This is a genomic window from Pseudomonas machongensis, from assembly GCF_034961125.1.
In the GTDB taxonomy this organism is placed as follows: Bacteria; Pseudomonadota; Gammaproteobacteria; order Pseudomonadales; family Pseudomonadaceae; genus Aquipseudomonas; species Aquipseudomonas machongensis.
Genome location: NZ_JAYFUI010000033.1, coordinates 25,763 through 52,374, shown reverse-complemented (window position 1 = coordinate 52,374; position 26,612 = coordinate 25,763). Strand labels below are relative to the sequence as shown.

The 26,612-nt window shown below is 61.9% G+C and carries 22 protein-coding genes; 17 read left to right on the top strand and 5 right to left on the bottom strand.

Annotated features, from left to right (window positions below; all coding sequences use genetic code 11):
• Positions 1–11: 11 nt before the first annotated feature.
• Positions 12–1,406 carry a class II fumarate hydratase gene (locus VA602_RS00795; protein ID WP_197893343.1) on the bottom strand — a complete coding sequence of 465 codons (1,395 nt, stop codon included), beginning with the start codon at positions 1,404–1,406 and terminating at the stop codon, positions 12–14.
• Positions 1,407–1,563: 157 nt separating this feature from the next.
• Here VA602_RS00795 and VA602_RS00790 point away from each other — a divergent pair, with 157 nt between their 5' ends.
• From VA602_RS00790 to VA602_RS00760, 7 genes are all read left to right on the top strand, one after another.
• On the top strand, positions 1,564–2,088 hold the full coding sequence (locus VA602_RS00790) for a DUF2059 domain-containing protein (RefSeq protein ID WP_054893865.1): 525 nt from the start codon (positions 1,564–1,566) through the stop codon (positions 2,086–2,088).
• A 10-nt stretch (positions 2,089–2,098) separates the two neighbouring features.
• Complete coding sequence (locus VA602_RS00785) at positions 2,099–2,395, top strand: BolA family protein (protein WP_323452210.1); 297 nt, start codon at positions 2,099–2,101, stop codon at positions 2,393–2,395.
• 117 nt (positions 2,396–2,512) lie between these two features.
• Complete coding sequence (gene trhO / locus VA602_RS00780; protein ID WP_323452209.1) at positions 2,513–3,445, top strand: oxygen-dependent tRNA uridine(34) hydroxylase TrhO; 933 nt, start codon at positions 2,513–2,515, stop codon at positions 3,443–3,445.
• Between the two features lie 3 nt (positions 3,446–3,448).
• A complete protein-coding gene (locus tag VA602_RS00775; RefSeq protein ID WP_323452208.1) occupies positions 3,449–4,081 on the top strand; it encodes a DsbA family protein in 633 nt (210 codons plus the stop codon).
• A complete protein-coding gene (locus tag VA602_RS00770; protein WP_054893869.1) occupies positions 4,074–5,906 on the top strand; it encodes an ABC transporter ATP-binding protein in 1,833 nt (610 codons plus the stop codon). Before VA602_RS00775 ends, VA602_RS00770 begins: the two co-directional genes overlap by 8 nt.
• Before the next feature lie 122 nt (positions 5,907–6,028).
• Positions 6,029–8,485 carry an EAL domain-containing protein gene (locus VA602_RS00765; protein ID WP_323452207.1) on the top strand — a complete coding sequence of 819 codons (2,457 nt, stop codon included), beginning with the start codon at positions 6,029–6,031 and terminating at the stop codon, positions 8,483–8,485.
• 45 nt (positions 8,486–8,530) lie between these two features.
• Positions 8,531–9,328 carry a TenA family transcriptional regulator gene (locus tag VA602_RS00760; RefSeq protein WP_323452206.1) on the top strand — a complete coding sequence of 266 codons (798 nt, stop codon included), beginning with the start codon at positions 8,531–8,533 and terminating at the stop codon, positions 9,326–9,328.
• Positions 9,329–9,386: 58 nt separating this feature from the next.
• Here VA602_RS00760 and VA602_RS00755 read toward each other — a convergent pair whose 3' ends face one another.
• The 4 genes from VA602_RS00755 to VA602_RS00740 form a co-directional block, all read right to left on the bottom strand.
• A complete protein-coding gene (locus tag VA602_RS00755) occupies positions 9,387–10,127 on the bottom strand; it encodes a YciK family oxidoreductase (protein ID WP_054893871.1) in 741 nt (246 codons plus the stop codon).
• A 49-nt stretch (positions 10,128–10,176) separates the two neighbouring features.
• Positions 10,177–10,848, bottom strand: coding sequence for an N-acetylmuramic acid 6-phosphate phosphatase MupP (gene mupP, locus VA602_RS00750; RefSeq protein ID WP_054893872.1), 672 nt, complete (start codon positions 10,846–10,848; stop codon positions 10,177–10,179).
• Positions 10,849–10,850: 2 nt separating this feature from the next.
• Positions 10,851–11,549 (bottom strand): bifunctional 2-polyprenyl-6-hydroxyphenol methylase/3-demethylubiquinol 3-O-methyltransferase UbiG, encoded by a 699-nt coding sequence (gene ubiG / locus VA602_RS00745; RefSeq protein WP_112898930.1) that lies wholly within the window; start codon positions 11,547–11,549, stop codon positions 10,851–10,853.
• A 64-nt stretch (positions 11,550–11,613) separates the two neighbouring features.
• Entirely contained in the window at positions 11,614–12,939 is a 1,326-nt protein-coding gene (locus VA602_RS00740; protein ID WP_054893874.1) for a TRZ/ATZ family hydrolase, read from the bottom strand.
• Positions 12,940–13,048: 109 nt separating this feature from the next.
• Between VA602_RS00740 and mtnA the strand changes: the two genes are divergently transcribed.
• From mtnA to VA602_RS00690, 10 genes are all read left to right on the top strand, one after another.
• Positions 13,049–14,125, top strand: a complete 1,077-nt coding sequence (gene mtnA / locus VA602_RS00735) for an S-methyl-5-thioribose-1-phosphate isomerase (RefSeq protein WP_323452205.1) — start codon at positions 13,049–13,051, stop codon at positions 14,123–14,125.
• Between the two features lie 258 nt (positions 14,126–14,383).
• A complete protein-coding gene (gene gyrA / locus VA602_RS00730; RefSeq protein WP_323452204.1) occupies positions 14,384–17,155 on the top strand; it encodes a DNA gyrase subunit A in 2,772 nt (923 codons plus the stop codon).
• A gap of 212 nt (positions 17,156–17,367) precedes the next feature.
• Entirely contained in the window at positions 17,368–18,453 is a 1,086-nt protein-coding gene (gene serC, locus VA602_RS00725) for a 3-phosphoserine/phosphohydroxythreonine transaminase (protein WP_054893889.1), read from the top strand.
• Complete coding sequence (gene pheA, locus VA602_RS00720) at positions 18,453–19,547, top strand: prephenate dehydratase (RefSeq protein WP_054893877.1); 1,095 nt, start codon at positions 18,453–18,455, stop codon at positions 19,545–19,547. Before serC ends, pheA begins: the two co-directional genes overlap by 1 nt.
• A 115-nt stretch (positions 19,548–19,662) precedes the next feature.
• Complete coding sequence (locus VA602_RS00715) at positions 19,663–21,900, top strand: bifunctional prephenate dehydrogenase/3-phosphoshikimate 1-carboxyvinyltransferase (RefSeq protein WP_323452203.1); 2,238 nt, start codon at positions 19,663–19,665, stop codon at positions 21,898–21,900.
• The gene (cmk, locus tag VA602_RS00710) at positions 21,897–22,583 is read left to right on the top strand and encodes a (d)CMP kinase (RefSeq protein ID WP_323452202.1); all 687 of its coding nucleotides are present in this window, start codon (positions 21,897–21,899) and stop codon (positions 22,581–22,583) included. Before VA602_RS00715 ends, cmk begins: the two co-directional genes overlap by 4 nt.
• Before the next feature lie 124 nt (positions 22,584–22,707).
• A complete protein-coding gene (rpsA, locus tag VA602_RS00705) occupies positions 22,708–24,387 on the top strand; it encodes a 30S ribosomal protein S1 (RefSeq protein ID WP_054893880.1) in 1,680 nt (559 codons plus the stop codon).
• A 141-nt stretch (positions 24,388–24,528) separates the two neighbouring features.
• Positions 24,529–25,548: a Wzz/FepE/Etk N-terminal domain-containing protein gene (locus VA602_RS00700; protein WP_323452201.1), complete on the top strand. Its 1,020-nt coding sequence runs from the start codon at positions 24,529–24,531 to the stop codon at positions 25,546–25,548.
• Positions 25,549–25,686: 138 nt separating this feature from the next.
• Positions 25,687–25,986 carry an integration host factor subunit beta gene (gene ihfB / locus VA602_RS00695; RefSeq protein ID WP_323452200.1) on the top strand — a complete coding sequence of 100 codons (300 nt, stop codon included), beginning with the start codon at positions 25,687–25,689 and terminating at the stop codon, positions 25,984–25,986.
• A 20-nt stretch (positions 25,987–26,006) separates the two neighbouring features.
• Positions 26,007–26,246, top strand: coding sequence for a LapA family protein (locus tag VA602_RS00690; protein ID WP_323452199.1), 240 nt, complete (start codon positions 26,007–26,009; stop codon positions 26,244–26,246).
• The last annotated feature ends 366 nt before the right edge of the window (positions 26,247–26,612 follow it).

Genomic DNA, 26,612 nt, shown 5'->3' with positions numbered 1-26,612 from the left:
TCGGCTCAGGATCAGCCCTTGGCCCCCGGTGCCAGCATGTTTTCCGGGCGCACCCACTGATCGAACTGCTCGTTGGTCAGGTACTTGAGCTCCAGCGCTGCCTCGCGCAGGGTCTTGCCCTCGCTGTACGCCTTCTTGGCGATTTCCGCAGCCTTGTCGTAGCCGATGTGCGGGTTCAGCGCCGTCACCAGCATCAGCCCGCGCTCCAGGTGGGCGGCCATCTGTTCGGCGTCCGGCTCGATGCCGGCCACGCAGTGCTCCTGGAAGTTGCGGCAGCCATCGGCCAACAGCTCGATCGACTGCAGCAGGTTGTGGATGATCACCGGCTTGAACACATTCAACTGCAAGTGCCCCTGGCTGGCCGCGAAGCCGATCGCCGCATCGTTGCCCAGTACCTGACAGGCCAGCATCGACAGGGCTTCGCATTGGGTCGGATTGACCTTGCCCGGCATGATGGAGCTGCCTGGTTCGTTGGCCGGCAGGCGCACCTCGGCAAGTCCGGCACGCGGGCCGGAACCCAGCAGGCGCAGGTCGTTGGCGATCTTCATCAGGGCCACGGCGAGAGTTTTGAGCGCGCCAGCCAGGCTGGTCAGCGGCTCATGGCCGGCGAGGGCGGCGAACTTGTTGGGTGCGGTGACGAAGGGCAGGCCGGACAACGCCGCGAGCTCAGCGGCAATGGCTTCGGCAAAGCCGTGTGGGGCGTTGAGACCGGTGCCGACGGCCGTGCCGCCCTGGGCCAGCTCACAAACTGCCGGAAGGGTGGCGCGAATTGCCCGCTGGGCGTAGTCAAGCTGGGCAACGAAGGCCGAGATTTCCTGGCCGAAGGTGATGGGCGTGGCGTCCATCATGTGCGTGCGGCCAGTCTTGACCAGATTCGAGTGACGCGCCGACAGTTCTGCCAGGCCCGACGACAACTCGGCGATGGCCGGCAGCAACTTGCCATGCACGGCCTGGGCGGCGGCGATGCTCATGGCGGTAGGGAAGCAGTCGTTGGAGCTCTGCGAGCGGTTGACGTGATCGTTCGGGTGGACCGGCACCTTGCCGCCACGGCCCTTGCCAGCCAGTTCGTTGGCGCGCCCGGCGATCACTTCGTTGACGTTCATGTTGCTCTGGGTGCCACTGCCGGTCTGCCAGACCACCAGGGGGAACTGATCGTCGTGTTCGCCGTCGAGCACTTCGTCGGCGGCTTGTTCGATCAGTCGGGCAATGTCGGCTGGCAGGTCGCCGTTGCGGTCGTTGACTCGTGCCGCGGCTTTCTTGACCAGCGCCAGGGCGTGGAGGACAGCCAGGGGCATGCGCTCCTTGCCGATGGCGAAGTTGATCAGCGAGCGCTGGGTTTGCGCACCCCAGTAGGCGTCCTCTGGAACTTCGACCGGGCCCAGGCTGTCTGTCTCGATACGGCTCATGCTGCGCTCACTCCTTTGTTCAGTCAGAAGTCGCAGTTTAGGCCCTGATCCACCCGGGCGGTCAATCGCTCGTCTTCCCACTTGAGCACAGTGCCCATCGCGGCGCAGAATGCTCTACTCTGAGGTATCCGCCTCACCCTCTCATGAAGGAATTGCAATGACCCGCCTCCGTGTCCTCTTTGCCGCCGTCGCCCTGGCCTGTGCCAGCGGCCAGGTCCTCGCCGCAACTGCCAGCCACAACGCCGCCGCCGAGAAGTTCCTGACCCTGGCCAATGCCGACAAGCTGGGCACCCCGGTGTACATGCAGGTCCAGCAGATGTTCGCCCAGCGCTTCGAGCAGACCAAGGCCCCGGCCGCGAAGAAATCCGTGCTCGACAGCTACCAGGCCAAGGCCAACGCCGCCCTGGACAATGCCATTGGCTGGAAGAAGCTCAAGCCGCAGATGGTCAACCTGTACACCGCGACCTTCACCGAGCAGGAGCTCAACGACCTGGTCAAGTTCTACGAGTCGCCGCTGGGCAAGAAAGTCCTGCGCGAAATGCCCAAGGTCACCCAGCAGTCGGCCCAGCTGACCCAGCAGAGCCTGGAGCCTGCAGTGCCGGTGGTGAACAAGCTGCTGGACGACATGACCAAGGAGCTGGACCCGAACGCTGGCAAGGCCGCCGCTCCAGCGAAGAAGTGAGCCTGAATCGATGAGCATGCAACAACGCATCGAGCAGCAACTGGCAGCGCTTGGCGATCAGCACCTGCAGGTGCTGAATGAAAGCCACATGCACAGTCGTGGGCAGGAGACGCACTACAAGGCGGTGCTGGTCAGCGAACAGTTCGCCGGCCTGAACAGCGTCAAGCGTCACCAGAAGGTCTACGCCACCATGGGCGAGCTGATGGGCGAGATTCATGCCCTGGCGATCCACACCTACACGCCCGAAGAATGGGCGCAGGTAGGGGTGGCGCCGGCCTCGCCGGTGTGTGCCGGCGGCGGGCACTGAAACCTGTCCGTCGTTCTGGTAGAATCCGCTTCATCCGGGGGCCGCTTTGCGGCCCCCGTGTTTTTTGTCAAACCCGGTCCGCCCCTTACGAGGGCAACCACCTGGAGATACAGATTCATGTCCCAACCGATCGTCGTGGCGGCGCTCTATAAGTTCGTCACCCTCGAAGACTACCTCGATCTGCGTGAGCCATTGTTGAAAACCTTGCAGGACAATGACGTCAAAGGCACTTTGCTGCTGGCGCTCGAGGGTATCAATGGCACGGTCTCCGGCACCCGTGAAGGTATCGACGGCCTGCTGGCCTGGCTGCGCAACGACCCGCGCCTGGCGGATGTCGACCATAAAGAGTCGTACTGCGACGAGCAGCCGTTCTACCGCACCAAGGTCAAGCTCAAGAAAGAGATCGTCACCCTCGGCGTGCCGGGCGTCGACCCCAACAAGCAGGTCGGTACCTATGTCGACCCCAAGGACTGGAATGCGCTGATCAGCGACCCCGAAGTGCTGTTGATCGACACCCGCAATGACTATGAAGTGGCCATCGGCACCTTCAAGGGCGCCATCGATCCGAAGACCGAGACCTTCCGCGAGTTTCCCGACTACATCAAGGCCAACTTCGACCCGAGTAAACACAAGAAGGTCGCGATGTTCTGCACCGGCGGCATTCGTTGTGAAAAAGCGTCCAGCTACATGCTCGGTGAAGGCTTCGAGGAGGTCTATCATCTTAAGGGAGGGGTCCTGAAATACTTCGAGGAAGTGCCTCAGGAAGAAAGCCTCTGGGACGGCGACTGCTTCGTCTTCGACAACCGCGTCACGGTGCGCCACGACCTGTCCGAGGGCGAGTACGACCAGTGCCATGCCTGCCGCCATCCGATCAATGCGGATGACCGTGCGTCCGAGCATTATTCGCCCGGGGTGAGCTGCCCGCATTGCTGGGACACCCTGAGCGAGAAGACCCGGCGCAGCGCCATCGACCGCCAGAAGCAGATCGAGCTGGCCAAGGCGCGCAACTTGCCGCACCCGATCGGTTACAACTACAAAGCCGAGGCCTGATGCATGACTGCACGCCTGCTCTATGTGATGGACCCGATGTGTTCCTGGTGCTGGGGCTTCGCTCCCGTGGCCGAGGCGTTGATCGCCCAGGCGCGGGATGCCGGTGTGCCGACGCGCCTGGTGGTGGGTGGCCTGCGCAGCGGTAGCAGCGCGTTGGATAGCTCGACGCGCAAGTACATCCTCGAGCATTGGCAGGCGGTCGCCGAGGCCACCGGTCAGGCGTTTCGCTTCGAGGGCGCCATGCCTGACGGGTTCGTCTATGACACCGAGCCGGCCTGTCGCGCCTTGGTCACGGCGCGTGATCTCGATGCCGAGCGCGGTTGGGCGCTGCTCAAGCTGATCCAGGGCGCGTTCTACGAACAGGGCCTGGATGTCACCCGTGCCCCGCAGTTGGTGGATCTGGCCGGGCAGGCAGGCTTCGACCGCGAACGGTTTTCTGCAGCGTTCGCAAGCGTCGAGACCCGCACGACCACGACAGCCGACTTTGCCTGGGTTCAGGACCTGGGTATCGCCGGCTTCCCGACCCTGCTGGCCGAGCGCAATGGTCAACTGGCCCTGCTGACCAACGGCTATCAGCCGCTCGATCGCCTGCAGCCGTTGCTGGGCCGCTGGCTGCAGCAGGCTGCCTGTGCTTGATCTGCCAGGGTCTAGCGACCCTGTGCCGGGGAAGCCCCCCGTTGCGCACGATCGTCTGAGCTGGGCGGAAATCCGCCGCCTGGCGCTGCACCACAAGAAGGCCTTGTGGACTGCCAACCTGGTTGCCGTGCTTGCCGCCCTCTGCAGCGTGCCGATTCCCTTGCTGCTGCCCTTGCTCGTCGATGAAGTGCTGCTGGGCCATGGCGACGCTGCCTTGAAATGGATGAACCAGTTCCTGCCGAGCCAATGGCAGGTGGCAGCCGGTTATATCGGCTTGATGCTGGTTGCGACCCTCAGCCTGCGCCTGGCCTCGCTGGCCTTCGGTGTGATCCAGGCCAGGCAGTTCGCCGGGCTGGCCAAGGATATCGTGTACCGCTTGCGAATCCGCCTGATCGAGCGGCTCAAGCGGATCTCGCTCAAGGAGTATGAAAGCCTGGGCAGTGGCACGGTCACTACGCATCTGGTCACCGACCTGGACACCCTGGACAAGTTCGTCGGTGAAACCCTCAGCCGCTTCCTGGTGGCCATGCTGACGCTTACCGGCACTGCGGCGATCCTGATCTGGATGCACTGGAAGCTGGCGCTGCTGATCCTGCTGTTCAACCCGCTGGTGATCTATTTCACCGTGCAGTTGGGCAAGCGGGTCAAGCACCTGAAGAAGCTCGAGAACGACAGTACCGGGCGTTTTACCCAGGCGCTGAGCGAGACCCTCGACGCCATCCAGGAAATCCGCGCAAGCAACCGCCAGGGCTATTTCCTCGGGCGCCTTGGAGTACGTGCCCGGGAAGTGCGTGACTATGCGGTGGCCTCGCAGTGGAAGAGCGACGCCAGTGGTCGGGCCAGCGGTCTGCTGTTCCAGTTCGGCATCGACATTTTCCGCGCTGCGGCGATGCTCACGGTGTTGTTCTCCGACCTGTCGATCGGGCAGATGCTGGCTGTGTTCAGTTACCTGTGGTTCATGATCGGCCCGGTGGAACAGTTGCTCAACCTGCAGTACGCCTATTACGCGGCCGGTGGTGCGCTGAGCCGGCTCAACGAGTTGCTGTCGCGAGAGGACGAGCCGCAGTATCCGGCCGCCTGTGATCCGTTCGCGGGGCACGCGACGGTGGGTATCGAGGTGCGCGACCTGCGCTTCGCCTATGCCGATGAGCCGGTGCTCGATCACCTGGACCTGTCCATCGCTCCGGGCGAGAAGGTGGCTATCGTCGGTGCCAGCGGCGGCGGCAAGAGCACGCTGGTTCAGCTGCTGCTGGGGTTGTACAGCGCCCAGGCCGGGACCATTCGCTTTGGCGGTGCCAGCCTTCAGGAGATCGGCCTGGAGACCCTGCGCGAACATGTCGCGGTGGTGCTGCAGCATCCATCGTTGTTCAACGACAGTGTGCGCGCCAACCTGACCATGGGCCGCGAGTGCAGTGACGACGCCTGTTGGCAGGCACTGCGCATTGCCCAGCTCGATGCCACCATCGCCGCGCTGCCGCAGGGATTGGACAGTGTGGTCGGGCGCTCTGGTGTGCGCCTGTCCGGGGGCCAGCGTCAACGCCTGGCGATTGCCCGCATGGTTCTGGCCGAGCCGAAGGTGGTGATCCTCGACGAGGCCACCTCGGCCCTCGATGCGGCCACCGAATACAACCTCCATCAGGCCCTGGCGCGCTTCCTCAGCGGCCGCACCACCCTGATCATTGCCCATCGCCTGTCCGCGGTGAAACAGGCTGATCGGGTTCTGGTATTCGACGGCGGTCATGTGGCCGAAGACGGCGGCCACCAGCAGCTCATCGCCGAAGGCGGGTTGTACGCCAAGCTGTATGGGCACCTGCAACAGTCCTGATCGGGCGGTGCATCAATAGGTGCAGTGGCTGCGACAAAAAGCTCCGCGCAGTTATGGCAAATGGCCTACGCTGTGCTTGTCTGGGTCGATTCGTGCCATATCCGCTCTGAGACAGGGACTACATGAAGGGAAATCGGACTCTCGAGGCGCCAAGGTTGCTGGGAATCATCTGGCCCTTCGTCGCAGTGGTGGTTTTCCAGGTGCTGTTGGGCAGCCTCAGTCTTTATTCGCTTTCGGCCATGCGTGCGTACGTGGCCGGCGAAAGCCTGTGGTCCAAGGCACAGAAAGACGCCATCTATTACCTCAATCTGTATGCCGAAAGCCAGGACGAACGCATCTTCGAGCGTTATCGCCAGGCCATTGCCATACCCCAGGGCGACCGTGAGCTACGGGTGGCTCTCGATCAGCCTGTCCCGGACCTGGAGGCGGCGCGGCGCGGGATCTTGCAGGGTGGTAACCATCCGGACGACGTCAACCGGATCATCTGGTTCTACCGCAATTTTCGCCAGATCAGTTACATGCAGAATGCCATCGGCTACTGGAACACCGGCGACGACTACCTGCGACAACTGGACGGCCTGGCCCAGCAAATGCGCGAGGCCTTCGTCCAGGGGGTGGCCACTGAACGCGAGGTGGCGGACTGGAAAGCGCGTATCGTCTCGATCAACGAGGGCGTGACGCCGGCCGCCAAGGCATTCAGCGATGCATTGGGTGAAGGCTCGCGGGTGCTGCTGCGGGTGTTGATGGTCACCAATCTGCTCACGGCGTTGTTTCTCATCGCGCTGGCCTGGCGCCGTTCTGCACGGTTGCTGTCCCAGCGCCAGGCGTTTGCCAGCGCTTTGCAGGTGGAGCGTGAGCGGGCACAGACCACCCTTGAATCGATTGGCGATGCGGTGATCACCACCGATGTCGAGGGGTGCATCGTCTACATGAACCCTGCCGCGGAGCAGTTGACCCACTGGCAGGCCTCCCAGGCCCATGGCTTGCCGCTGGCGGCGCTGTTCAGTCTGCTCGATGAGAATGCCGAGCGGGACAGCCTGACCCTGGTCGAGCAGGTACTCAGCGGCAGCCTCAAGGGGGGCGCCGAGCATGCCCGGCTGATCCAGCGCCTGGATGGCAGCACGGTGTCGGTCAACCTGGTTGGATCGCCGATCCACACCGACGGCCAGATCAGCGGTATCGTGCTGGCCTTGCATGACATGACGCAGGAGCGACAGTACATCGCCAACCTGTCCTGGCAGGCGACTCACGATGCCCTGACGGGCCTGGCCAACCGCCGCGAGTTCGAGTATCGCCTGGAGCAGGCGCTCAACACCTTGGTCCGTCAGTCGGGGCGCCATTCGCTGATGTTTCTCGACCTTGACCAGTTCAAGCTGGTCAACGATACCTGCGGACACGCTGCGGGCGATGAGTTGCTGCGCCATATCTGCGCCGTGCTGCAGGCAGGCCTGCGCGAAGGTGACACCCTGGCCCGGCTGGGCGGTGATGAATTCGGCGTGTTGCTGGAAAACTGCCCACCCGACCAGGCCGAGCGGATTGCCGAGCACTTGCGCCAGACCGTGCAGAGCCTGCATTTCGTCTGGAAGGGACGACCCTTCGTCACCACCGTCAGTATTGGCCTGGTACACATTGCCCAGTCGCCTGGCACCCTTGAGGCTTCGCTGCGGGCAGCCGACATGGCTTGCTACATGGCCAAGGAGAAGGGTCGCAACCGTGTGCAGGTCTACCATGCCGACGACAGCGAGTTGTCGATGCGCTTTGGCGAGATGGCCTGGATCCAGCGCCTGCATGTCGCGCTCGAGGAAAACCGCTTCTGCTTGTATGCCCAGGAAATCGCCCCGCTCAAGCCCGACATGGGCGCCGGGCACATAGAGATTCTCCTGCGCCTGCATGACGAGAGCGGCCGGACCGTTCTGCCTGACAGCTTCATCCCTGCTGCCGAACGCTACGGCCTGATGACCGCAATCGATCGCTGGGTGGTGCGCAATGTGTTTCAGGTGATTCGTCAGGCGCTGGATGAAGGTTGCAGCCGGCCGCTGGCGATGTGCGCGATCAATCTGTCGGGTAGCAGCATTGGCGACGATAAATTCCTGGAGTACTTGCAGCGATCGTTCGCCGAGTACCAGATTCCTCCGCACATGATTTGTTTCGAAATAACCGAGACCAGCGCAATCGCCAATTTGGGAAGTGCTATTCGCTTCATCAACGAATTGAAAGGCTTGGGCTGCAAGTTCTCCCTCGACGATTTCTGCGCCGGGATGTCGTCATTCGCCTATTTGAAGCATTTGCCCGTAGACTTCCTGAAGATCGACGGAAGTTTCGTCAAAGATATGCTCGACGATCCCATTAACAGGGCTATGGTGGAGGTGATCAACCATATCGGCCATGTCATGGGTAAGCGCACCATCGCCGAATTCGTCGAAACGCCGTTGATCGAGCAGGCGCTGCAGGAGATCGGCGTGGATTTCGCGCAGGGTTATCTGATCGAGCGGCCGCAGGTGTTCACCTGTGGCAGCCTTCAGCGACAACGGATTGCAGTAAGGCCCCTGTTGCACCGGGCGCCAGGGACCTTCCGCTGATACCAGTAGCCGTCCGGGAAATCACAGGGAATCAAGGAGCTGACAGTGATTGAAGCATTCGTTCGGATCGGTCCATTGATGGACGCCAAGAGCTATCCCGACTGGGCGCAGAAAATGATCGATGATTGCGCCGAGAGCAAGCGCAAGGTGGTCGAGCATGAGGTCTACCAGCGCCTGAGCGACGGCAAGCTGAGCAAGAAGACGATCCGCCAGTACTTGATCGGTGGCTGGCCGGTGGTCGAACAGTTCTCGCTGTACATGGCCCACAACCTCACCAAGACCCGCTACGGCCGAAGCCAGGGCGAAGATATGGCGCGGCGTTGGTTGATACGCAATATCCGTGTCGAACTCAATCATGCCGACCATTGGGTCAAGTGGTGCAAGGCGCACGACATTACCTTGAAAGACTTGCAGGCCCAGGATGTTCCGCCTGAGCTGAACGGCTTGAACGATTGGTGCTGGCGTGTCTGTGCGACTGAGTCCCTGGCCATTGCGATGGCCGCGACCAACTATGCGATCGAAGGGGCGACGGGCGAGTGGTCGGCGAAGGTGTATCCCGACACGGACTATGCGCAGGCCTTCATCCAGCGAGGTGACAAGGAGTCCAAGGCGGCCATGAGGTGGCTGGATCTGCACGCCGAGTACGATGATGCTCACCCATGGGAGGCGCTGGAGATCATCTGCACGCTGGTGGGCGAGAACCCTTCCGAGGAATTGCAGGCGCAACTGCGCAAGGCAATCTGCAAGAGCTACGACTGCATGTACCTGTTCCTGGAGCGTTGCCTGGCAATGGAGCCTGTGCAGCGTCAGACCTTCAGCAAGCCGGTGTTGGCGGCGGGCTGATCAGGTGCCCGGCCTCATCGCGCGCTTGCAGAGATGAGGCCGGTGCAGTTGCCGGCGTTTATTGGGCGTTGAATGCTTGTCCGTTCACGCCGCTGCTGTCAGGGCCCATCAGGTACAGGTACACCGGCATGATGTCTTCGGGCAACGGATTGTCTTGCGGGTTCTCGCTGGGATAGGCGAGCGCTCGCATCGCCGTGCGCGTGGCACCCGGGTTGATGCTGTTGGCGCGCACCGGCGCCACGCCTTCCAGTTCGTCGGCCAGGGTCTGCATCAGGCCTTCGGTGGCGAACTTCGACACACCATAGGCGCCCCAGTAGGCCCGGCCCTTGCGCCCCACGCTCGACGAGGTGAACACCACCGAGGCGTCCTCGGACAACTTGAGCAGCGGCAGCAGTGTGCTGGTCAGCATGAAGGTCGCGTTGACGTTGATGTGCATCACACGCATGAAATTGTCGCCCGACAACTGCTCCAGCGGCGTACGCGGGCCGATGATCGACGCGTTGTTGAGCAGGCCGTCGAGGCGCCCGAACTGTTCTTCGACCATCACCGCCAGTTCGTCGTACTGATGGGGCAGGGCGGTTTCCAGGTTGAACGGAATCACCACGGGTTGTGGGTGGCCGGCGGCCTCGATCTGGTCGTAGACCTCGTTGAGGTTGGCCTCGGTCTTGCCCAGCAGCAGCACGGTGGCCCCCAGTGCTGCATAGGCCTTGGCGGCGGCAGCGCCGATGCCGCGGCCAGCGCCGGTGACAAGAATGACCCGACCCTTGAGCAGGTCGGGGCGGGCGATGTAGTCGAACATTGAGAATTCCCTGTTTTTTATCCCTGTGTGTGCTGCCAGCCCTTACAGCTCAGCAGCCGCACAACGCACTGTCGATCACCTTGCGCAGGTCCAGCGGGTGGTCCACCACCACGTCGGCGCCCCAGTTGTTGGGGTTGTCCTCTGGATGAATATAGCCGTAGCGCACGGCTGCGGTACGGGTGCCGGCATCGCGGCCGGATTCGATATCACGCAGATCGTCGCCGACGAACAGTACGCTGGCCGGATCCAGGTCAAGCGTCTTGCAGGCGAGGATCAGCGGCTCGGGGTCGGGCTTGCTGTTCTTCACGTGATCGGGGCAGATCAGCAGCGCCGAGCGCTCGGCCAGGCCAAGCTGCTGCATGATCGGCTCGGCGAAGCGTACCGGCTTGTTGGTGACCACGCCCCACAGCAGGTTGCCTTTTTCGATGTCGTCCAGCAGTTCGGCCATGCCCTCGAACAGCTTGCTGTGCACCGCGCAGTCGCGCTGGTAGCGCTCGAGAAACTCCAGGCGCAGCGCTTCGAAGCCTTCGGCGTCAGGGCTCATGGCGAAAGTGGTGGCGACCATGGCCCGGGCGCCGCCGGAGATCACGCCGCGGATCAACTCGTCGTCCACGGCCGGCAGCCCGCGTTCGGCGAGCATGGCCTGGCAGATGGCGATGAAGTCTGGCGCGGTGTCCAGCAGGGTACCGTCCATGTCGAAGAGTACTGCTCGCAGGCGCATGCTCATTCCTCGCGCAGGGTCTGGATCATGTAGTTGACATCGACGTCGCTGGCCAGCTTGTAGTGCTTGGTCAGCGGATTGTAGGTGAGGCCGATGATGTCCTTCACTTCGAGGCCGGCAACACGGCTCCAGGCGCCGAGCTCCGATGGCCGGATGAATTTCTTGAAGTCATGGGTGCCGCGCGGCAGCATCTTGAGGATGTACTCGGCGCCGATGATCGCCAGCAGGTAGGCTTTGGGGTTGCGGTTGATGGTGGAGAAGAACACCTGGCCGCCGGGCTTGACCAGGCGATGGCAGGCGCGGATCACCGAGGAAGGGTCGGGTACGTGTTCGAGCATTTCCAGGCAGGTGACCACGTCGAACTGGCCAGGCAGCTCTTCTGCGAGCGCCTCGGCGGTAATTTGCCGGTACTCGACCTCGACCCCCGATTCCAGCTGGTGCAGGCGCGCCACGGCCAGTGGTGCTTCGCCCATGTCGATACCGGTCACGGTGGCGCCGCGCTGGGCCATTGCCTCGCTGAGGATGCCGCCGCCGCAGCCGACGTCCAGTACCTTCTTGCCGGCGAGGCTGGCGCGCTCGTCGATCCAGTTGACCCGCAGCGGGTTGATCTCGTGCAGGGGCTTGAACTCGCTCTCGCGGTCCCACCAGCGGTGAGCCAGGGCCTCGAACTTGGCGATTTCGGCGCGGTCGACGTTGCTCATTGAACAGATCCTCTGAAAACTTCGATAAAAGGTGTCTCAGGCGGCAGCCGCAGCTGCCGGCCGGTCATTCTTTGCCAGCGCGAATGCGCGCTCCCCAGGTGCGGGCGGTGTCGATCAGTGCGGCTTCGTCCATCTGGGTCAGGCGCCTGTCGTCGAGCAGGTGGTGGCCCGCGACCCAGACATGGCGCACGCAGTCGCGGCCGGTGGCGTAGATCAGTTGCGAAACCGGGTCATGCACCGGTTGCTGGGCCAGGCCCGAGAGGTCGAAGGCGGTGATGTCCGCGGCCTTGCCCACCTCCAGCGAGCCGATGCTGGCCTCCAGCCCCAGGGCGCGGGCGCCGTTGAGCGTGGCCATGCGCAGGGCGCGGTGGGCGTCCAGGGCCGTGGCCGAACCGGCGACGGCCTTGGCCAGCAATGCTGCGGTCCGGGTTTCGCCAAGCAGGTCGAGGTCGTTGTTGCTGGCGGCACCGTCGGTGCCCACGGCAACGTTGACCCCGGCCTGCCACAAGCGTTCGACCGGGCAGAAGCCGCTGGCCAGCTTGAGGTTGGATTCCGGGCAGTGCACCACGCTGGTGTTGCTTTCTACCAACAGGGCAAGGTCGTCGTCGCTGATCTGGGTCATGTGCACGGCTTGCAGGCGCGGACCCAGCAGGCCGAGGCGCGCCAGGCGTGCCAGCGGGCGTTCGCCGTGCTCGGCCACGGCCCGCTCGACCTCGCCGGCGGTCTCGTGGATGTGCATGTGCAGCGGCGCGTCGAGCTGGTCGGCGATGACCCGGATCTTCTCCAGATTCTCGTCATTGACTGTATACGGGGCATGGGGGCCGAGAGCGACACTGATGCGCGGGTGATGGCGCAGGTCGCCGAACAGCTCGATGGCCAGGTGAAGGGCCTCGTCGGTGGTGCGCGCACCGGGGATGGGGAAGTCCAGCAACGGCACGGCCACCTGGGCGCGGATGCCGCTGCGGTGCACGCGGTCACAGGCTTCGCGGGGGAAAAAGTACATGTCGGCAAAGCAGGTGATGCCACCCTTGAGCTGCTCGGCGATCGCCAGGTCGGTGCCGTCGCGCACGAAGGCTTCGTCGACCCAGCGCCCCTCGGCCGGCCAGATGTGCTCCTGCAGCCAGGTCATCAGCGGCAGGTCGTCGGCCAGGCCGCGGAACAGGGTCATGGCGGCGTGCCCGTGGGCGTTGACCAGCCCCGGGGTGAGCACGCAGTCGGGCAGTTCGCGCACCTCGCGTGCCTGTGGGGCCCGCTCGCGGGGGCCGATCCAGGCAATCAGCCCGTCCCGAATGCCCAGGGCGTGCCCTTCGAGCGCCACGCCGGCCGGCTCCACGGGCACCAGCCAGCGGGGTGCGAGCAGCAGGTCGAGCGGCGAAGAGGCTGAAAGCATAGGCAGGCTACCGGGTTCCGTTAAATGGAACGCGCAGTATACCCGAGCGCCTGCGCCCGAGGCTCGCTATAATCGTCCGCTTTTGATCAGTGAATTGCGGGGAGAGGCGATGCGCGAGCGACTTTTGGCGGCGGAGAAGGTGACCAGCATCCAGTGGCGTGATGGCACCCTGCATCTGCTCGACCAGCGTCTGCTGCCGACCCGCGAGCACTGGCTGACTTGCGCCGATGTGGCAGCCGTGGTCCAGGCGATCCGCGGCATGGCGGTGCGCGGTGCGGCTGCTATCGGCATCAGTGCTGCCTATGGGCTGGTGCTTGCGCTGCGGCAACGCCTGGCCGAGGACGATGACTGGGAGCAGGCGCTGGAAGAGGACTTTCTCGAACTGGCCGAGGCGCGCCCGACTGCTGCCAACCTGTTCTGGGCGCTCAACCGCATGCGCGAGCGCCTGCAACGGTTGCGCCCCGACGAGGACGTGCTCGCAGCCATGGAGGCTGAAGCTGTGGCGATCCACGACAGCGATCGCGAAGCCAACCTGACCATGGCGCAGAGCGGCATCGAGCAGATCCGTCGCCACCAGGGCAGCGAGCAGACCTTGCTGACCTACGGCAATGCCGGAGCTTTGGCCAGCGGTGGTTTCGGCACTGCATTGGGGGTGATCCACGCTGCCTATCTGGAGGGCATGGTCGAGCGCGTCTATGCCGCTGAAACCCGCCCCTGGTTGCAGGGGTCGCGCCTGACAGCCTGGGAACTGTCCCATGAGGGGATACCGGTCACGTTGTGTGCAGACTCGGCGCTGGCGCACCTGATGAAGACCAAGGGCATCACCTGGGTTGTGGTCGGTGCCGATTGCATCGCGGCCAATGGCGACATGGCGAGCAAGATCGGCACATACCAGCTGGCGGTCTCTGCCATGCACCACGGCGTACGTTTCATGGTGGTGGCTTCGAGTACCAGCATTGACCTCAACCTCGCCAGCGGTGATGACATCCCTCTCGAAGAGCGCGAGGCAGACGAGTTGCTGGAAGTGGCCGGGAAGCGGGTTGCTGCGGATGTCGAGGTGTTCAACACTGTTTTCGATGTGACCCCCGCGGATCTGATCGACGTGATCGTGACCGAAAAAGGTATTGTCGAGCGCCCGGACGCTGCAAAAATCGCCCAGTTGATGTGTCGCAAGCGCTTGCATTGAGTGTTTTCGCGAGGGGGATGGCGCTCGGGACTTTCCGCTTCAGTGGCATCCTGCCCCATCTCCCACCCGCCAACCCTTTGTGATACCATCCGACAGTTTCCAAGGCCGCTCTTTTCCGCGGCCTTCATTGCGCAGATCCTGGGCACAACTCATTGATTTGTCGTATGTCGTCGCACTGTCGAACGCTGCGGCGACGAGCTTCGTTCGTCCACCGATGGATATGGCGAAGTTTCACCAGAAAAAGGAATCAGGCTTCTCATGGGCGAACTGGCCAAAGAAATCCTCCCGGTCAATATCGAAGACGAACTGAGACAGTCCTACCTCGACTACGCGATGAGCGTGATTGTCGGGCGAGCGCTGCCCGATGCGCGTGACGGCTTGAAGCCTGTGCATCGCCGCGTCCTGTACGCGATGAGCGAGCTGGGCAACGACTGGAACAAGCCGTACAAGAAGTCCGCCCGTGTGGTCGGTGACGTCATCGGTAAATACCACCCGCACGGCGATACCGCTGTGTACGACACCATCGTGCGCATGGCGCAGCCGTTCTCGCTGCGCTATCTGCTGGTCGATGGCCAAGGCAACTTCGGTTCGGTGGACGGCGACAACGCCGCGGCCATGCGATACACCGAAGTGCGCATGACCAAGCTGGCTCACGAGCTGCTGGCCGACCTGCACAAGGAAACGGTCGACTGGGTGCCCAACTACGACGGCACCGAGCAGATCCCGGCTGTCATGCCGACCAAGATCCCCAACTTGCTGGTCAACGGTTCCAGCGGTATTGCCGTGGGCATGGCGACCAACATTCCGCCGCACAACCTGGGCGAGGTCATCGATGGCTGCCTGGCGCTGATCGACAACCCCGAGGTCACCGTCGATGAGCTGATGCAGTTCATCCCAGGCCCGGACTTCCCGACTGCCGGCATCATCAACGGTCGCCAGGGCATCATCGAGGCCTATCGCACCGGTCGTGGCCGCATCTACATGCGTGCCCGTTCCGAGATCGAAGACATCGACAAGGTCGGTGGCCGTCAGCAGATCGTCGTCACCGAGCTGCCGTACCAGCTGAACAAGGCGCGTCTGATCGAAAAGATCGCCGAGCTGGTCAAAGAGAAGAAGATCGAAGGCATCACCGAGCTGCGCGACGAGTCCGACAAGGACGGCATGCGCATCGTCATCGAGCTGCGTCGCGGCGAGGTGCCGGAGGTGGTGCTCAACAACCTCTATCAGCAGACCCAGCTGCAGAGCGTATTCGGTATCAACATCGTCGCGCTGATCGACGGTCGTCCGCGGTTGCTGAACCTGAAAGACCTGCTCGAGGCCTTCGTTCGTCACCGTCGCGAAGTGGTCACCCGTCGCACCGTGTTCGAACTGCGTAAGGCGCGCGAGCGTGGGCACATCCTTGAAGGCCAGGCTGTCGCGCTGTCCAACATCGATCCGGTCATCGCCCTGATCAAAGCCTCGCCGACGCCGTCGGAAGCCAAGGAAGCCCTGATCGGCACGCCGTGGGAATCCAGTGCCGTGCAGGTCATGGTCGAGCGCGCCGGCGCCGACTCCTGCCGTCCGGAAGACCTGCCGGAACAGTACGGCCTGCGTGATGGCAAGTACTGGCTGTCGCCTGAGCAGGCTCAAGCCATCCTCGACCTGCGTCTGCACCGCCTGACCGGCCTGGAGCACGAGAAGCTGCTGGCTGAGTACCAAGAGATCCTCGAGCAGATCGGCGAGCTGATCCGCATCCTCAACAGTGCCCAGCGCCTGATGGAAGTGATCCGCGAAGAGCTTGAAGCGATCCGCGCCGAGTACGGCGATGCCCGTCGTACCCAGATCCTCGATGCCCGTCACGACCTCAACTACGGCGACATGATCCCGGAAGAAGAGCGTGTGGTGACCATCTCCCACGGTGGCTATGCCAAGACCCAGCCATTGTCCGCCTACCAGGCCCAGCGCCGCGGCGGCAAGGGCAAGTCGGCGACCGGCGTGAAGGACGAGGACTACATCGAGCACCTGCTGGTTGCCAACAGCCACGCCACGCTGCTGCTGTTCTCCAGCAAGGGCAAGGTGTACTGGCTCAAGACCTACGACATTCCTGAAGCCTCCCGCGCCGCGCGCGGGCGCCCGATGGTCAACCTGCTGCCGCTGGAAGACGGCGAGCGCATCACCGCGATGCTGCAGATTGATCTCGAAGCCCTGCAGCAGAGTGCCGATCTCGATGAAGAGATCGACGAGGCGGAAGACGCGGTGCTCGAAGGCGAAGTGATCGAGCCGGAAGAGATCGACGAAGAAGACGGCGATACGCCGGAGTTGGTCGCCGAGCCTACCGGCGCCTACATCTTCATGGCGACCGCTTCCGGCACCGTCAAGAAGACCCCGCTGGTGCAGTTCGCTCGCCCACGCTCCAATGGCCTGATCGCGCTCAAGCTGAAGGAAGGTGACACCCTGATCGCTGCTGCCATCACCGATGGCGCGAAAGAAGTCATGATGTTCTCCAACGCCGGCAAGGTGATTCGCTTCGCCGAGAGCGTGGTTCGCGAGATGGGCCGTACTGCGCGCGGTGTGCGTGGCATGAGGCTGGGCAAGGGGCAGGAAGTGATTTCCATGCTGATCCCCGAGTCCGGCGCACAGATCCTCACCGCCTCCGAGCGTGGCTTCGGCAAGCGTACTCCGCTGTCCAAGTTCCCGCGTCGTGGTCGTGGTGGGCAAGGTGTGATCGCCATGGGCACCAAGGGGCGCAACGGTTTGCTGATCGGTGCTATCCAGGTTCAGGAAGGCGAGGAGATCATGTTGATTTCCGATCAGGGTACGCTGGTGCGTACACGGGTTGGCGAGGTCTCCAGTCTGAGCCGTAACACCCAGGGTGTGACGCTGATCAAACTGGCCAGCGACGAGACGCTGGTGGGGCTGGAACGTATCCAGGAACCGTCCGAGGATGAGCTCGACGACATCGTCGAGGCGGGCGAGGAGGGCGTCGACAACGACGCGCTGGACACGGCTGGCGAAGACCCCGCAGGCACCGAAGAGGCGCCGCAGGACTAAGCCAGTGCACTACCCGAACGGGGCGACCAAGGTCGCCCCGTTTGACTGATTAGCGACGGCAACGTCTGGTTTTTGTGGGAGCGGGCTTGCCCGCGAAGCAGGCGGTGCGATGTATGGCGCCGGCTTCGCCGGTGTTCGCGGGCAAGCCCGCTCCCACAGGATTACCGCTGAACCAGCTGGTTAGATTTTGTTCTATTAGAGCGAGAGTGGATGTGAGCAAACGAGCCTTTAACTTCTGCGCAGGCCCTGCCGCGCTTCCCGACGCTGTGCTGCAGCGTGCTCAGGCCGAAATGCTGGACTGGCGCGGCAAGGGCTTGTCAGTGATGGAAATGAGCCACCGCAGCGATGACTACGTGGCGATCGCTGAAAAGGCCGAGCAAGACCTGCGTGATCTGCTGACCATTCCCTCGAACTACAAGGTGCTGTTCCTGCAGGGCGGTGCCAGCCAGCAGTTCGCCGAGATCCCGCTGAACCTGCTGCCGGAAAACGCCACCGCCGACTACATCGAGACCGGTATCTGGTCGAAGAAGGCCATCGAGGAAGGGCGCCGTTTCGGCAATATCAACGTTGCCGCCAGTGCCAAGCCCTACGATTACCTGGCCATTCCTGGTCAGAACGAGTGGAAGCTGACCCCAGGGGCTGCCTACGTTCACTACGCCTCCAACGAAACCATCGGCGGCCTGCAGTTCGACTGGGTACCTGAAACCGGTGATGTTCCGCTGGTGGTCGACATGTCGTCCGACATCCTCTCGCGCCCGATCGACGTGTCGCAGTACGGCCTGATCTACGCCGGTGCGCAAAAGAACATCGGCCCGAGCGGCCTGGTGGTGGTCATCGTGCGCGAAGACCTGCTCGGTCGCGCGCGCAGCACGTGCCCGACCATGCTCGACTACAAGATCTCGGCCGATAATGGTTCGATGTACAACACCCCGGCTACCTACTCCTGGTACCTGTCGGGCCTGGTGTTCGAGTGGCTCAAGGAGCAGGGCGGCGTCGAGGCCATGGAGCAGCGAAACCGCTCCAAGAAAGAACGCCTCTACGGCTTTATCGACGCCAGCGAGTTCTACACCAACCCGATCAGCCACAACGCCCGCTCTTGGATGAACGTGCCGTTCCGTCTCGCCGACGAGCGCCTGGACAAGGCATTCCTCGCCGGTGCCGACGCCCGTGGCCTGCTCAATCTCAAGGGCCATCGTTCGGTCGGTGGCATGCGTGCCTCGATCTACAACGCGCTGGGGCTGGATGCGGTGGAAGCCCTGGTGGCCTACATGGCCGAATTCGAGAAGGAGCACGGCTGATGTCCGAACAGGAACTCAAGGCCCTGCGCGTTCGCATTGACAGTCTCGACGAGAAAATCCTCGAGCTGATCAGCGATCGTGCCCGCTGCGCCGAAGAAGTGGCGCGAGTCAAGACCGCTTCGCTCGCCGAAGGCGAGAAGCCGGTGTTCTATCGTCCTGAGCGTGAGGCTGCAGTGCTCAAGCGCGTCATGGAGCGCAACAAGGGGCCGTTGGGTAACGAAGAGATGGCGCGTCTGTTCCGCGAAATCATGTCGTCGTGCCTGGCCCTGGAAGAGCCGTTGAAGATTGCCTACCTCGGCCCCGAGGGCACCTTCACCCAGGCTGCGGCCATGAAGCATTTCGGTCATGCGGTGATCAGCCGTCCGATGGCGGCCATCGATGAAGTGTTCCGCGAAGTCGCGGCCGGCGCTGTCAACTTCGGCGTGGTGCCGGTGGAAAACTCCACCGAAGGTGCGGTCAGCCACACGCTGGACAGCTTCCTCGAGCACGACATGGTGATCTGTGGCGAGGTCGAGCTGCGCATCCACCACCACCTGCTGGTGGGCGAAAACACCAAGACCGACAGCATCACCCGTATCTACTCGCACGCCCAGTCGCTGGCCCAGTGCCGCAAGTGGCTGGACGCGCACTACCCGAACGTCGAGCGCGTTGCAGTTTCTAGCAATGCCGAGGCGGCCAAGCGGGTCAAGGGTGAGTGGAACTCGGCGGCGATCGCCGGTGACATGGCAGCCAATCTTTATGGTTTGACCCGTCTGGCAGAGAAGATCGAAGACCGTCCGGACAACTCCACGCGCTTCCTGATGATCGGTAACCAGGAAGTGCCGCCAACCGGCGACGACAAGACCTCGATCATCGTTTCGATGAGCAACAAGCCAGGCGCGCTGCATGAACTGCTGGTGCCATTCCACGATAACGGCATCGACCTGACCCGCATCGAGACCCGCCCGTCGCGCAGCGGCAAGTGGACCTACGTGTTCTTCATCGACTTCGTTGGCCACCACCGCGATCCGTTGATCAAGGCGGTGCTGGAGAAGATCAGCCAGGAGGCCGTGGCGTTGAAGGTGCTGGGGTCTTATCCGAAGGCGGTGCTCTGAATTTATTGTTGCTCGTGGGTGGGGTGCTTTTCGCTCCACCGCAGCCCTGCTGCTTCCCACCCATCTGTAGGCTGTAATTTGGCACATGTTGCTGTTCTGAACAGGGTTCGCACTCGTGGTTAATGCTGTAAACAAACCCGCACCGCTCATCAATCGCCTGGTCGTCGTCGGCCTCGGCCTGATCGGTGGTTCCTTCGCCAAGGGTCTGCGTGAAAGCGGCCTGTGCCGTGAAGTGGTCGGTGTCGACCTGGATGCCCAGTCGCGCAAGCAGGCTGTCGCCCTCGGCGTGGTCGACCGCTGCGAAGAGGATCTGGCCGCGGCCTGTGTCGGTGCTGACGTGATCCAGCTGGCGGTACCGATCCTGGCCATGGAAAAGCTTCTGGCCCGCCTGGCGTCGCTCGACCTGGGGGCTGCGGTGATCACCGATGTCGGCAGCGCCAAGGGTAATGTGGTGCGTGCCGCGCGGGCCGTGTTCGGCGAGCGTCTGGCGCGTTTCGTACCCGGCCATCCGATCGCAGGGTCCGAGCAGAGCGGTGTGGAGGCTTCCAATGCTGCACTGTTCCGTCGTCACAAGGTGATCCTCACGCCGCTCGCCGAAACCGATCCGGCAGCCCTGGCCCTGGTCGATCGCCTGTGGCGCGCGCTGGAGGCCGACGTCGAGCACATGCCGGTCGAGCGTCATGACGAAGTCCTGGCGGCCACCAGCCACCTTCCGCACCTGCTGGCGTTCGGCCTGGTGGATTCGCTGGCCAAACGCAATGAAAACCTCGACATCTTCCGGTACGCTGCGGGAGGGTTCCGCGATTTCACGAGAATCGCTGGCAGCGACCCGATCATGTGGCATGACATCTTCCTCGCCAATCGCGACGCTGTCCTGCGCACGCTGGATACATTTCGCAGCGATCTCGACGCCTTGCGCGACGCGGTCGATGCAGGGGACGGGCACCAGTTGCTGGGTGTGTTCACCCGCGCTCGGGTCGCCCGCGAGCATTTCAGTAAAATCCTGGCCCGCCGGGCCTATGTGGACGCTATGAACGCCAACGACCTGATCTTCCTGGCCCAACCTGGTGGCCGCGTGTCCGGACGGATTCGCGTACCGGGCGACAAATCGATTTCCCACCGCTCGATCATGCTCGGCTCGCTGGCCGAGGGCACCACTGAAGTCGAAGGCTTCCTCGAGGGCGAAGACGCCCTGGCGACCTTGCAAGCCTTCCGCGACATGGGTGTGGTCATCGAGGGGCCGCACCACGGCCGCGTCACCATTCATGGTGTCGGCCTGCACGGCCTGAAGCCGCCACCTGGTCCGATCTACCTGGGTAACTCCGGGACCTCGATGCGCCTGCTGTCGGGCCTGCTGGCCGCACAGCCGTTCGACGTGACCATGACCGGTGACGCTTCGCTGTCCAAGCGTCCGATGAACCGCGTGGCCAATCCGTTGCGCGAGATGGGCGCCGTGGTCGAGACCGGCCCCGAGGGGCGCCCACCGCTGACCATTCGCGGTGGCCAGAAGCTCAAGGCGCTGAACTACACCCTGCCGATGGCCAGTGCCCAGGTTAAGTCCTGCCTGCTGCTGGCTGGCCTGTACGCCGAAGGCACTACCACCGTCACCGAGCCGGCACCGACCCGTGATCACACCGAGCGCATGCTGCGCGGCTTCGGCTACAGCGTGCAGAGCAATGGCCCTGTCGCCTCACTGCAGTCCGGCGGCAAGCTGACTGCCACTCGGATCGAAGTGCCAGCCGATATCTCGTCCTCGGCCTTCTTCCTGGTCGCGGCGTCCATCGCCGAAGGTTCGGAGCTGGTGCTGGAGCACGTCGGTATCAACCCGACCCGCACCGGCGTGATCGACATCCTGCGCCTGATGGGCGGCGACATCACCCTGGAGAACCAGCGTGAAGTCGGTGGCGAGCCTGTCGCTGACCTGCGTGTGCGTGGCGCGAAACTCAAGGGTATCGAGATTCCAGAAGAGTTGGTGCCACTGGCCATCGACGAATTCCCGGTGCTGTTCGTCGCGGCCGCCTGCGCCGAGGGGCGTACCGTACTGCGTGGCGCCGAGGAGCTGCGGGTCAAGGAGTCGGACCGTATCCAGGTCATGGCCGATGGCCTGATCGCTCTCGGCGTGAAGTGCGAGCCGACCCCGGATGGCATCATCATCGATGGCGGCCAGATCGGTGGCGGTGAAGTCCACGGTCACGGTGATCACCGTATCTCCATGGCCTTCAGCATTGCCTCGCTGCGTGCCAGTGCGCCGATCCGTATTCACGACTGCGCCAACGTCGCCACTTCCTTCCCCAACTTCCTGGCGCTTTGCGCCGAAGTCGGCATCCGCGTGGCGCAAGAGGGCAAGTCGTGAATTCGCAGGCGCCGGTCATCACCATCGACGGGCCAAGCGGCTCGGGCAAGGGCACGGTCGCTGGCCTGCTGGCACGCGAGCTTGGCTGGCGGCTGCTGGATTCCGGAGCGTTGTATCGCCTGCTGGCGTTCAACGCCTCGAACCATGGCGTCGACCTGACCAATGAAGAGTTGCTCAAGGCGCTTGCCGCCCACCTGGACGTGCAGTTCATCGCCGCCGAGCCGGGCAAGCTGCAGCAGATCATTCTCGAGGGCGAGGATGTGAGCAATGTCATCCGTACCGAAACGGTAGGGGCGGGCGCCTCGATGGTCGCTTCTCTGCCAGCGGTGCGCGAGGCACTGCTGCAGCGCCAGCGCGCGTTTCGTGAGGCGCCGGGGCTGATTGCCGACGGTCGCGACATGGGCACCGTGGTGTTTCCCGATGCGCCACTGAAGGTGTTTCTCACTGCCAGTGCCGAGGAGCGTGCCCGCCGTCGTTACCTGCAGTTGAAGGGCAAAGGCGAAGATGTTAGTCTGTCGAGTCTGCTAGATGAGATTCGTGCGCGCGATGGGCGCGACACCCAGCGCGCAGTGGCCCCGCTCAAGCCGGCGGCCGATGCAATCCAGCTGGACTCTACCGAGTTGTCCATCGAGCAGGTGCTGCAACGGATCAGAAGCGAGCTCGCATTGCGCGACCTGCTCTGATCGCCAGGAAAGCAGGCAGGGGCACCAGTCAACGTCCTGCCCGCTTTCCTTTACTTAAACGAAACCCACATTGTCTGGAATGTGGCGATGGGCGTCTGTCTCGCCCGAATTTACAGGAATTAAAATGAGCGAAAGCTTTGCAGAACTCTTTGAAGAAAGCCTGAAAACCCTCAATCTTCAGCCGGGCGCAATCATCACCGGTATCGTTGTCGACATCGACGGCGACTGGGTTACCGTTCACGCTGGTCTGAAGTCCGAGGGCGTCATCCCGCTCGAGCAGTTCTACAACGAAGCTGGCGAGCTGACCATCAAGGTCGGTGACGAAGTTCACGTTGCGCTGGACGCGGTCGAAGACGGCTTTGGCGAAACCAAGCTGTCCCGTGAAAAAGCCAAGCGCGCCGAGTGCTGGATTGTTCTGGAAGCTGCTTTCGCTGCCGAAGAAGTGGTCAAGGGCGTTATCAACGGTAAGGTTAAGGGCGGCTTCACTGTCGACGTTAACGGCATCCGTGCGTTCCTGCCGGGCTCCCTGGTTGATGTCCGCCCAGTGCGCGACACCACCCACCTGGAAGGCAAAGAGCTGGAATTCAAGGTCATCAAGCTGGACCAGAAGCGCAACAACGTTGTCGTTTCCCGTCGCAGCGTGCTGGAAGCCGAGAACAGCGCCGAGCGCGAAGCCCTGCTGGAAACCCTGCAGGAAGGCCAGCAGGTCAAAGGTATCGTCAAGAACCTCACCGACTACGGCGCATTCGTGGACCTGGGCGGTATCGACGGCCTGCTGCACATCACCGACATGGCTTGGAAGCGCATCAAGCACCCGTCCGAAATCGTCAACGTTGGTGACGAAGTCGACGTTCGCGTTCTGAAGTTCGACCGTGAGCGCAACCGCGTTTCGCTGGGTCTGAAGCAGATGGGCGAAGATCCGTGGGTTGCTATCACTTCCCGCTACCCAGAAGGTACTCGTGTTACCGCTCGCGTCACCAACCTGACCGACTACGGCTGCTTCGCTGAGCTGGAAGAAGGCGTTGAAGGTCTGGTGCACGTCTCCGAAATGGACTGGACCAACAAGAACATCCACCCGTCGAAAGTCGTTCAGGTTGGCGACGAAGTGGAAGTCATGGTTCTGGACATCGACGAAGAGCGTCGTCGTATCTCCCTGGGTATCAAGCAGTGCAAATCCAACCCATGGGAAGACTTCTCCGGCCAGTTCAACAAGGGTGACAAGATCACCGGTACCATCAAGTCGATCACCGACTTCGGTATCTTCATCGGCCTGGATGGCGGCATCGACGGTCTGGTTCACCTGTCCGACATTTCCTGGAACGAAACCGGCGAAGAAGCCGTGCGTCGTTTCAAGAAGGGCGACGAGCTGGAAACCGTCATCCTGTCGGTTGATCCAGAGCGCGAGCGCATCTCCCTGGGCATCAAGCAGCTGGAAGACGATCCGTTCTCCAACTTCGTTGCTGTCAACGACAAGGGTGCAATCGTCAAGGGCATCGTGAAGGAAGTTGACGCCAAGGGCGCCATCGTCACTCTGGCCGACGACATCGAAGCTACTCTGAAAGCTTCCGAAATCAGCCGTGACCGCGTTGAAGACGCGCGTAACGTCCTGAAGGAAGGCGAAGAGATCGAAGCCAAGATCATCAGCGTTGACCGCAAGTCCCGCGTCATCAGCCTGTCCATCAAGTCGAAGGACGATGCTGAAGAGCGAGAAGCAATCCAAAGCCTGAAAAACACCGCTCCGGAAGCTGCTGCCGACACCACCATGGCTGCGCTGCTGCGCGAAGCAATGGCCAAGCAGAACTGAGTTCTGTTTGATCGGAAAAAAGGCGACTTCGGTCGCCTTTTTTTTGCTTCGATATAATATCCAAATGCCATTATCTATTGTTATAGAATGGTGCCCGATAGAGTTTATGGATAGTTTTTTGTTGGAGCAAGGCGCTAGAAAATGTTGAATATGAACAAGGGCCTTGATGGAGATCTTGATGTCCTTGAATTGGTCAAGGGAATGTGCGAGCGCTGGTTGCTCATCCTCGCGTGTGCATTAGGGGGGGTTCTGGTCGCTGCGATAATGGTGATGAGGATGGAGCCTAAGTACGAGGTTAAGCTATCGATCGACTTTCCGGCGCGTGGAGATCTTGCGCAGTTGAATGTCGCGCGAAAAGAGGCTGGCTTGGAGCCGTTTTCCAATGTTGCGGTGTTCAAGGATTTTGTAGCGGATTTGCGCTCTGAGTCTGTGCGTCAAACCTTCTTTGAAGAACGGGCGGATAAAGAGGCGCCTGGCTTGCCTTATGCTGAGTTCTCTGCCACGTTTTCGGTGGTGGAAGAGGCGAGGGGTGGGTATCTTTCAATGACGGCGACTGACGGGCGGCAGGCGGGTGTTTTGCTTGAGCGCTTTGCTAAAGCTGCGGCAGAGAAAACCAAGCATGACTTGTTGGAGCATCATGCCGAGGAGATTGCTGAGCGGGTTGGTAGTGTGGAAAAGAAGATTGCTGTCCTGCGCGAAACCGCTAGGAGAATGCGGGATGACCACATCGTTCGCCTAAACGAGTCGTTAGGTATCGCGCGTATCCTGGGTATCGATAAGCCATTGTTGATTGCAGGCGGGATTTCTGCGAACGCTACGGGTGCTGATGAGGTTGCCTATTTGCGGGGGGTCAAGGCTTTGGAGGCTGAGGTTAAGGCGCTGCAACTGCGAGCTTCGGACGACGCCTATATCAAGGAGCTTCGGCCGCTGGAGCAGAGCCTTTCAGGCTATCGTGAGCAAAAAGTCGAGTCGGCTGTTTTCAGGCCTTATCGTCAAAATGGGGCTATAGAGGTTCATCCGAAAGGGGTTGCCAAGCGCCTGATCCTTTTGGTTGGGGGGGTGCTGGGCGCTGCTGTAGGTGTGCTTGTGGCGCTCTTTGCCATGTTGCTGCGCAATGACTTGAGTATCCGTAAGCACAGAGCCTCTAGCGAGATTGGGTGAGCCTTAGGCTAGTGGGTTGAACCTTCCGCTTAATTTGAATTTTTTCTTGAAGTCAAGGGTGGCCCTGTTCAAATCTTTCCAAGCGTGCTACAAACAGCTAGAGCAATGATCTAGCTGCTTGATAACGAAGGGAAAAATATGACGAAGTCGGAGCTGATCGAACGTATAGTCACTCACCAGGGGCTGCTCTCGTCCAAGGATGTAGAGTTGGCTATCAAGACAATGCTTGAACAGATGTCCCAATGCTTGGCTACCGGTGATCGAATCGAAATCCGCGGGTTCGGCAGTTTTTCCCTGCATTATCGGGCGCCGCGTGTTGGTCGCAACCCAAAAACCGGGCAATCGGTGAGTCTTGAAGGCAAGTATGTTCCGCATTTCAAGCCTGGCAAGGAGTTGCGCGACCGCGTCAACGAGGATGAGCATGTCGCTAATCCCTGAAGCGGCATAGGAAGGTTCGGATGCGAAATATTACGCGTGCCCTATTGCTGCTTTTCTCGCTGTTACTGGCGGCTTTTACGCTCTTCTTCGTGCTTGATAATCAGCAGGACATTTCGTTGGTGATTTTGGGGTGGTCGACCCCGGCACTACCCCTGGCGATAGTGGTCCTCGCCTCCCTGGTATTAGGGTTGGTCATTGGGCCAATTTTGGTAGGGGTTGCTTCCGTTCGAGGCAAGCGTCGTTTACGTATGGATCGATGATGTTGCTGTGATGGCGCTTGTTGCTGGCGTTTTCTAGGCATTTTCTGTCGGACGTTTCTTTTTTTTTGCTCTGCTCCCTCTGCCCTTTACCCAATCATCGAAAATCCTGTCTAGTTCATCCCTTCCATCCGCGGCAGCGCGAGCTGTCGCGGATTTGTCGTTGTTTCGAAAGTGGATGTCCCGACCAGGGCCCGGGTGTGCTCACTGCGCGCCTGATGAGTCTGGAGTGGGGGGCAGGAGGCTTGGGTGCCATCATGCTGCCGAGCGGGGCGAGTTTCATTAAAGCAAGAGTTCCGTATAATTGCCTGTCACGCGGGCGAGGCGTTCGAGCGATAACGGTTACGAAGTCCGGTTCCGCGAAGAACA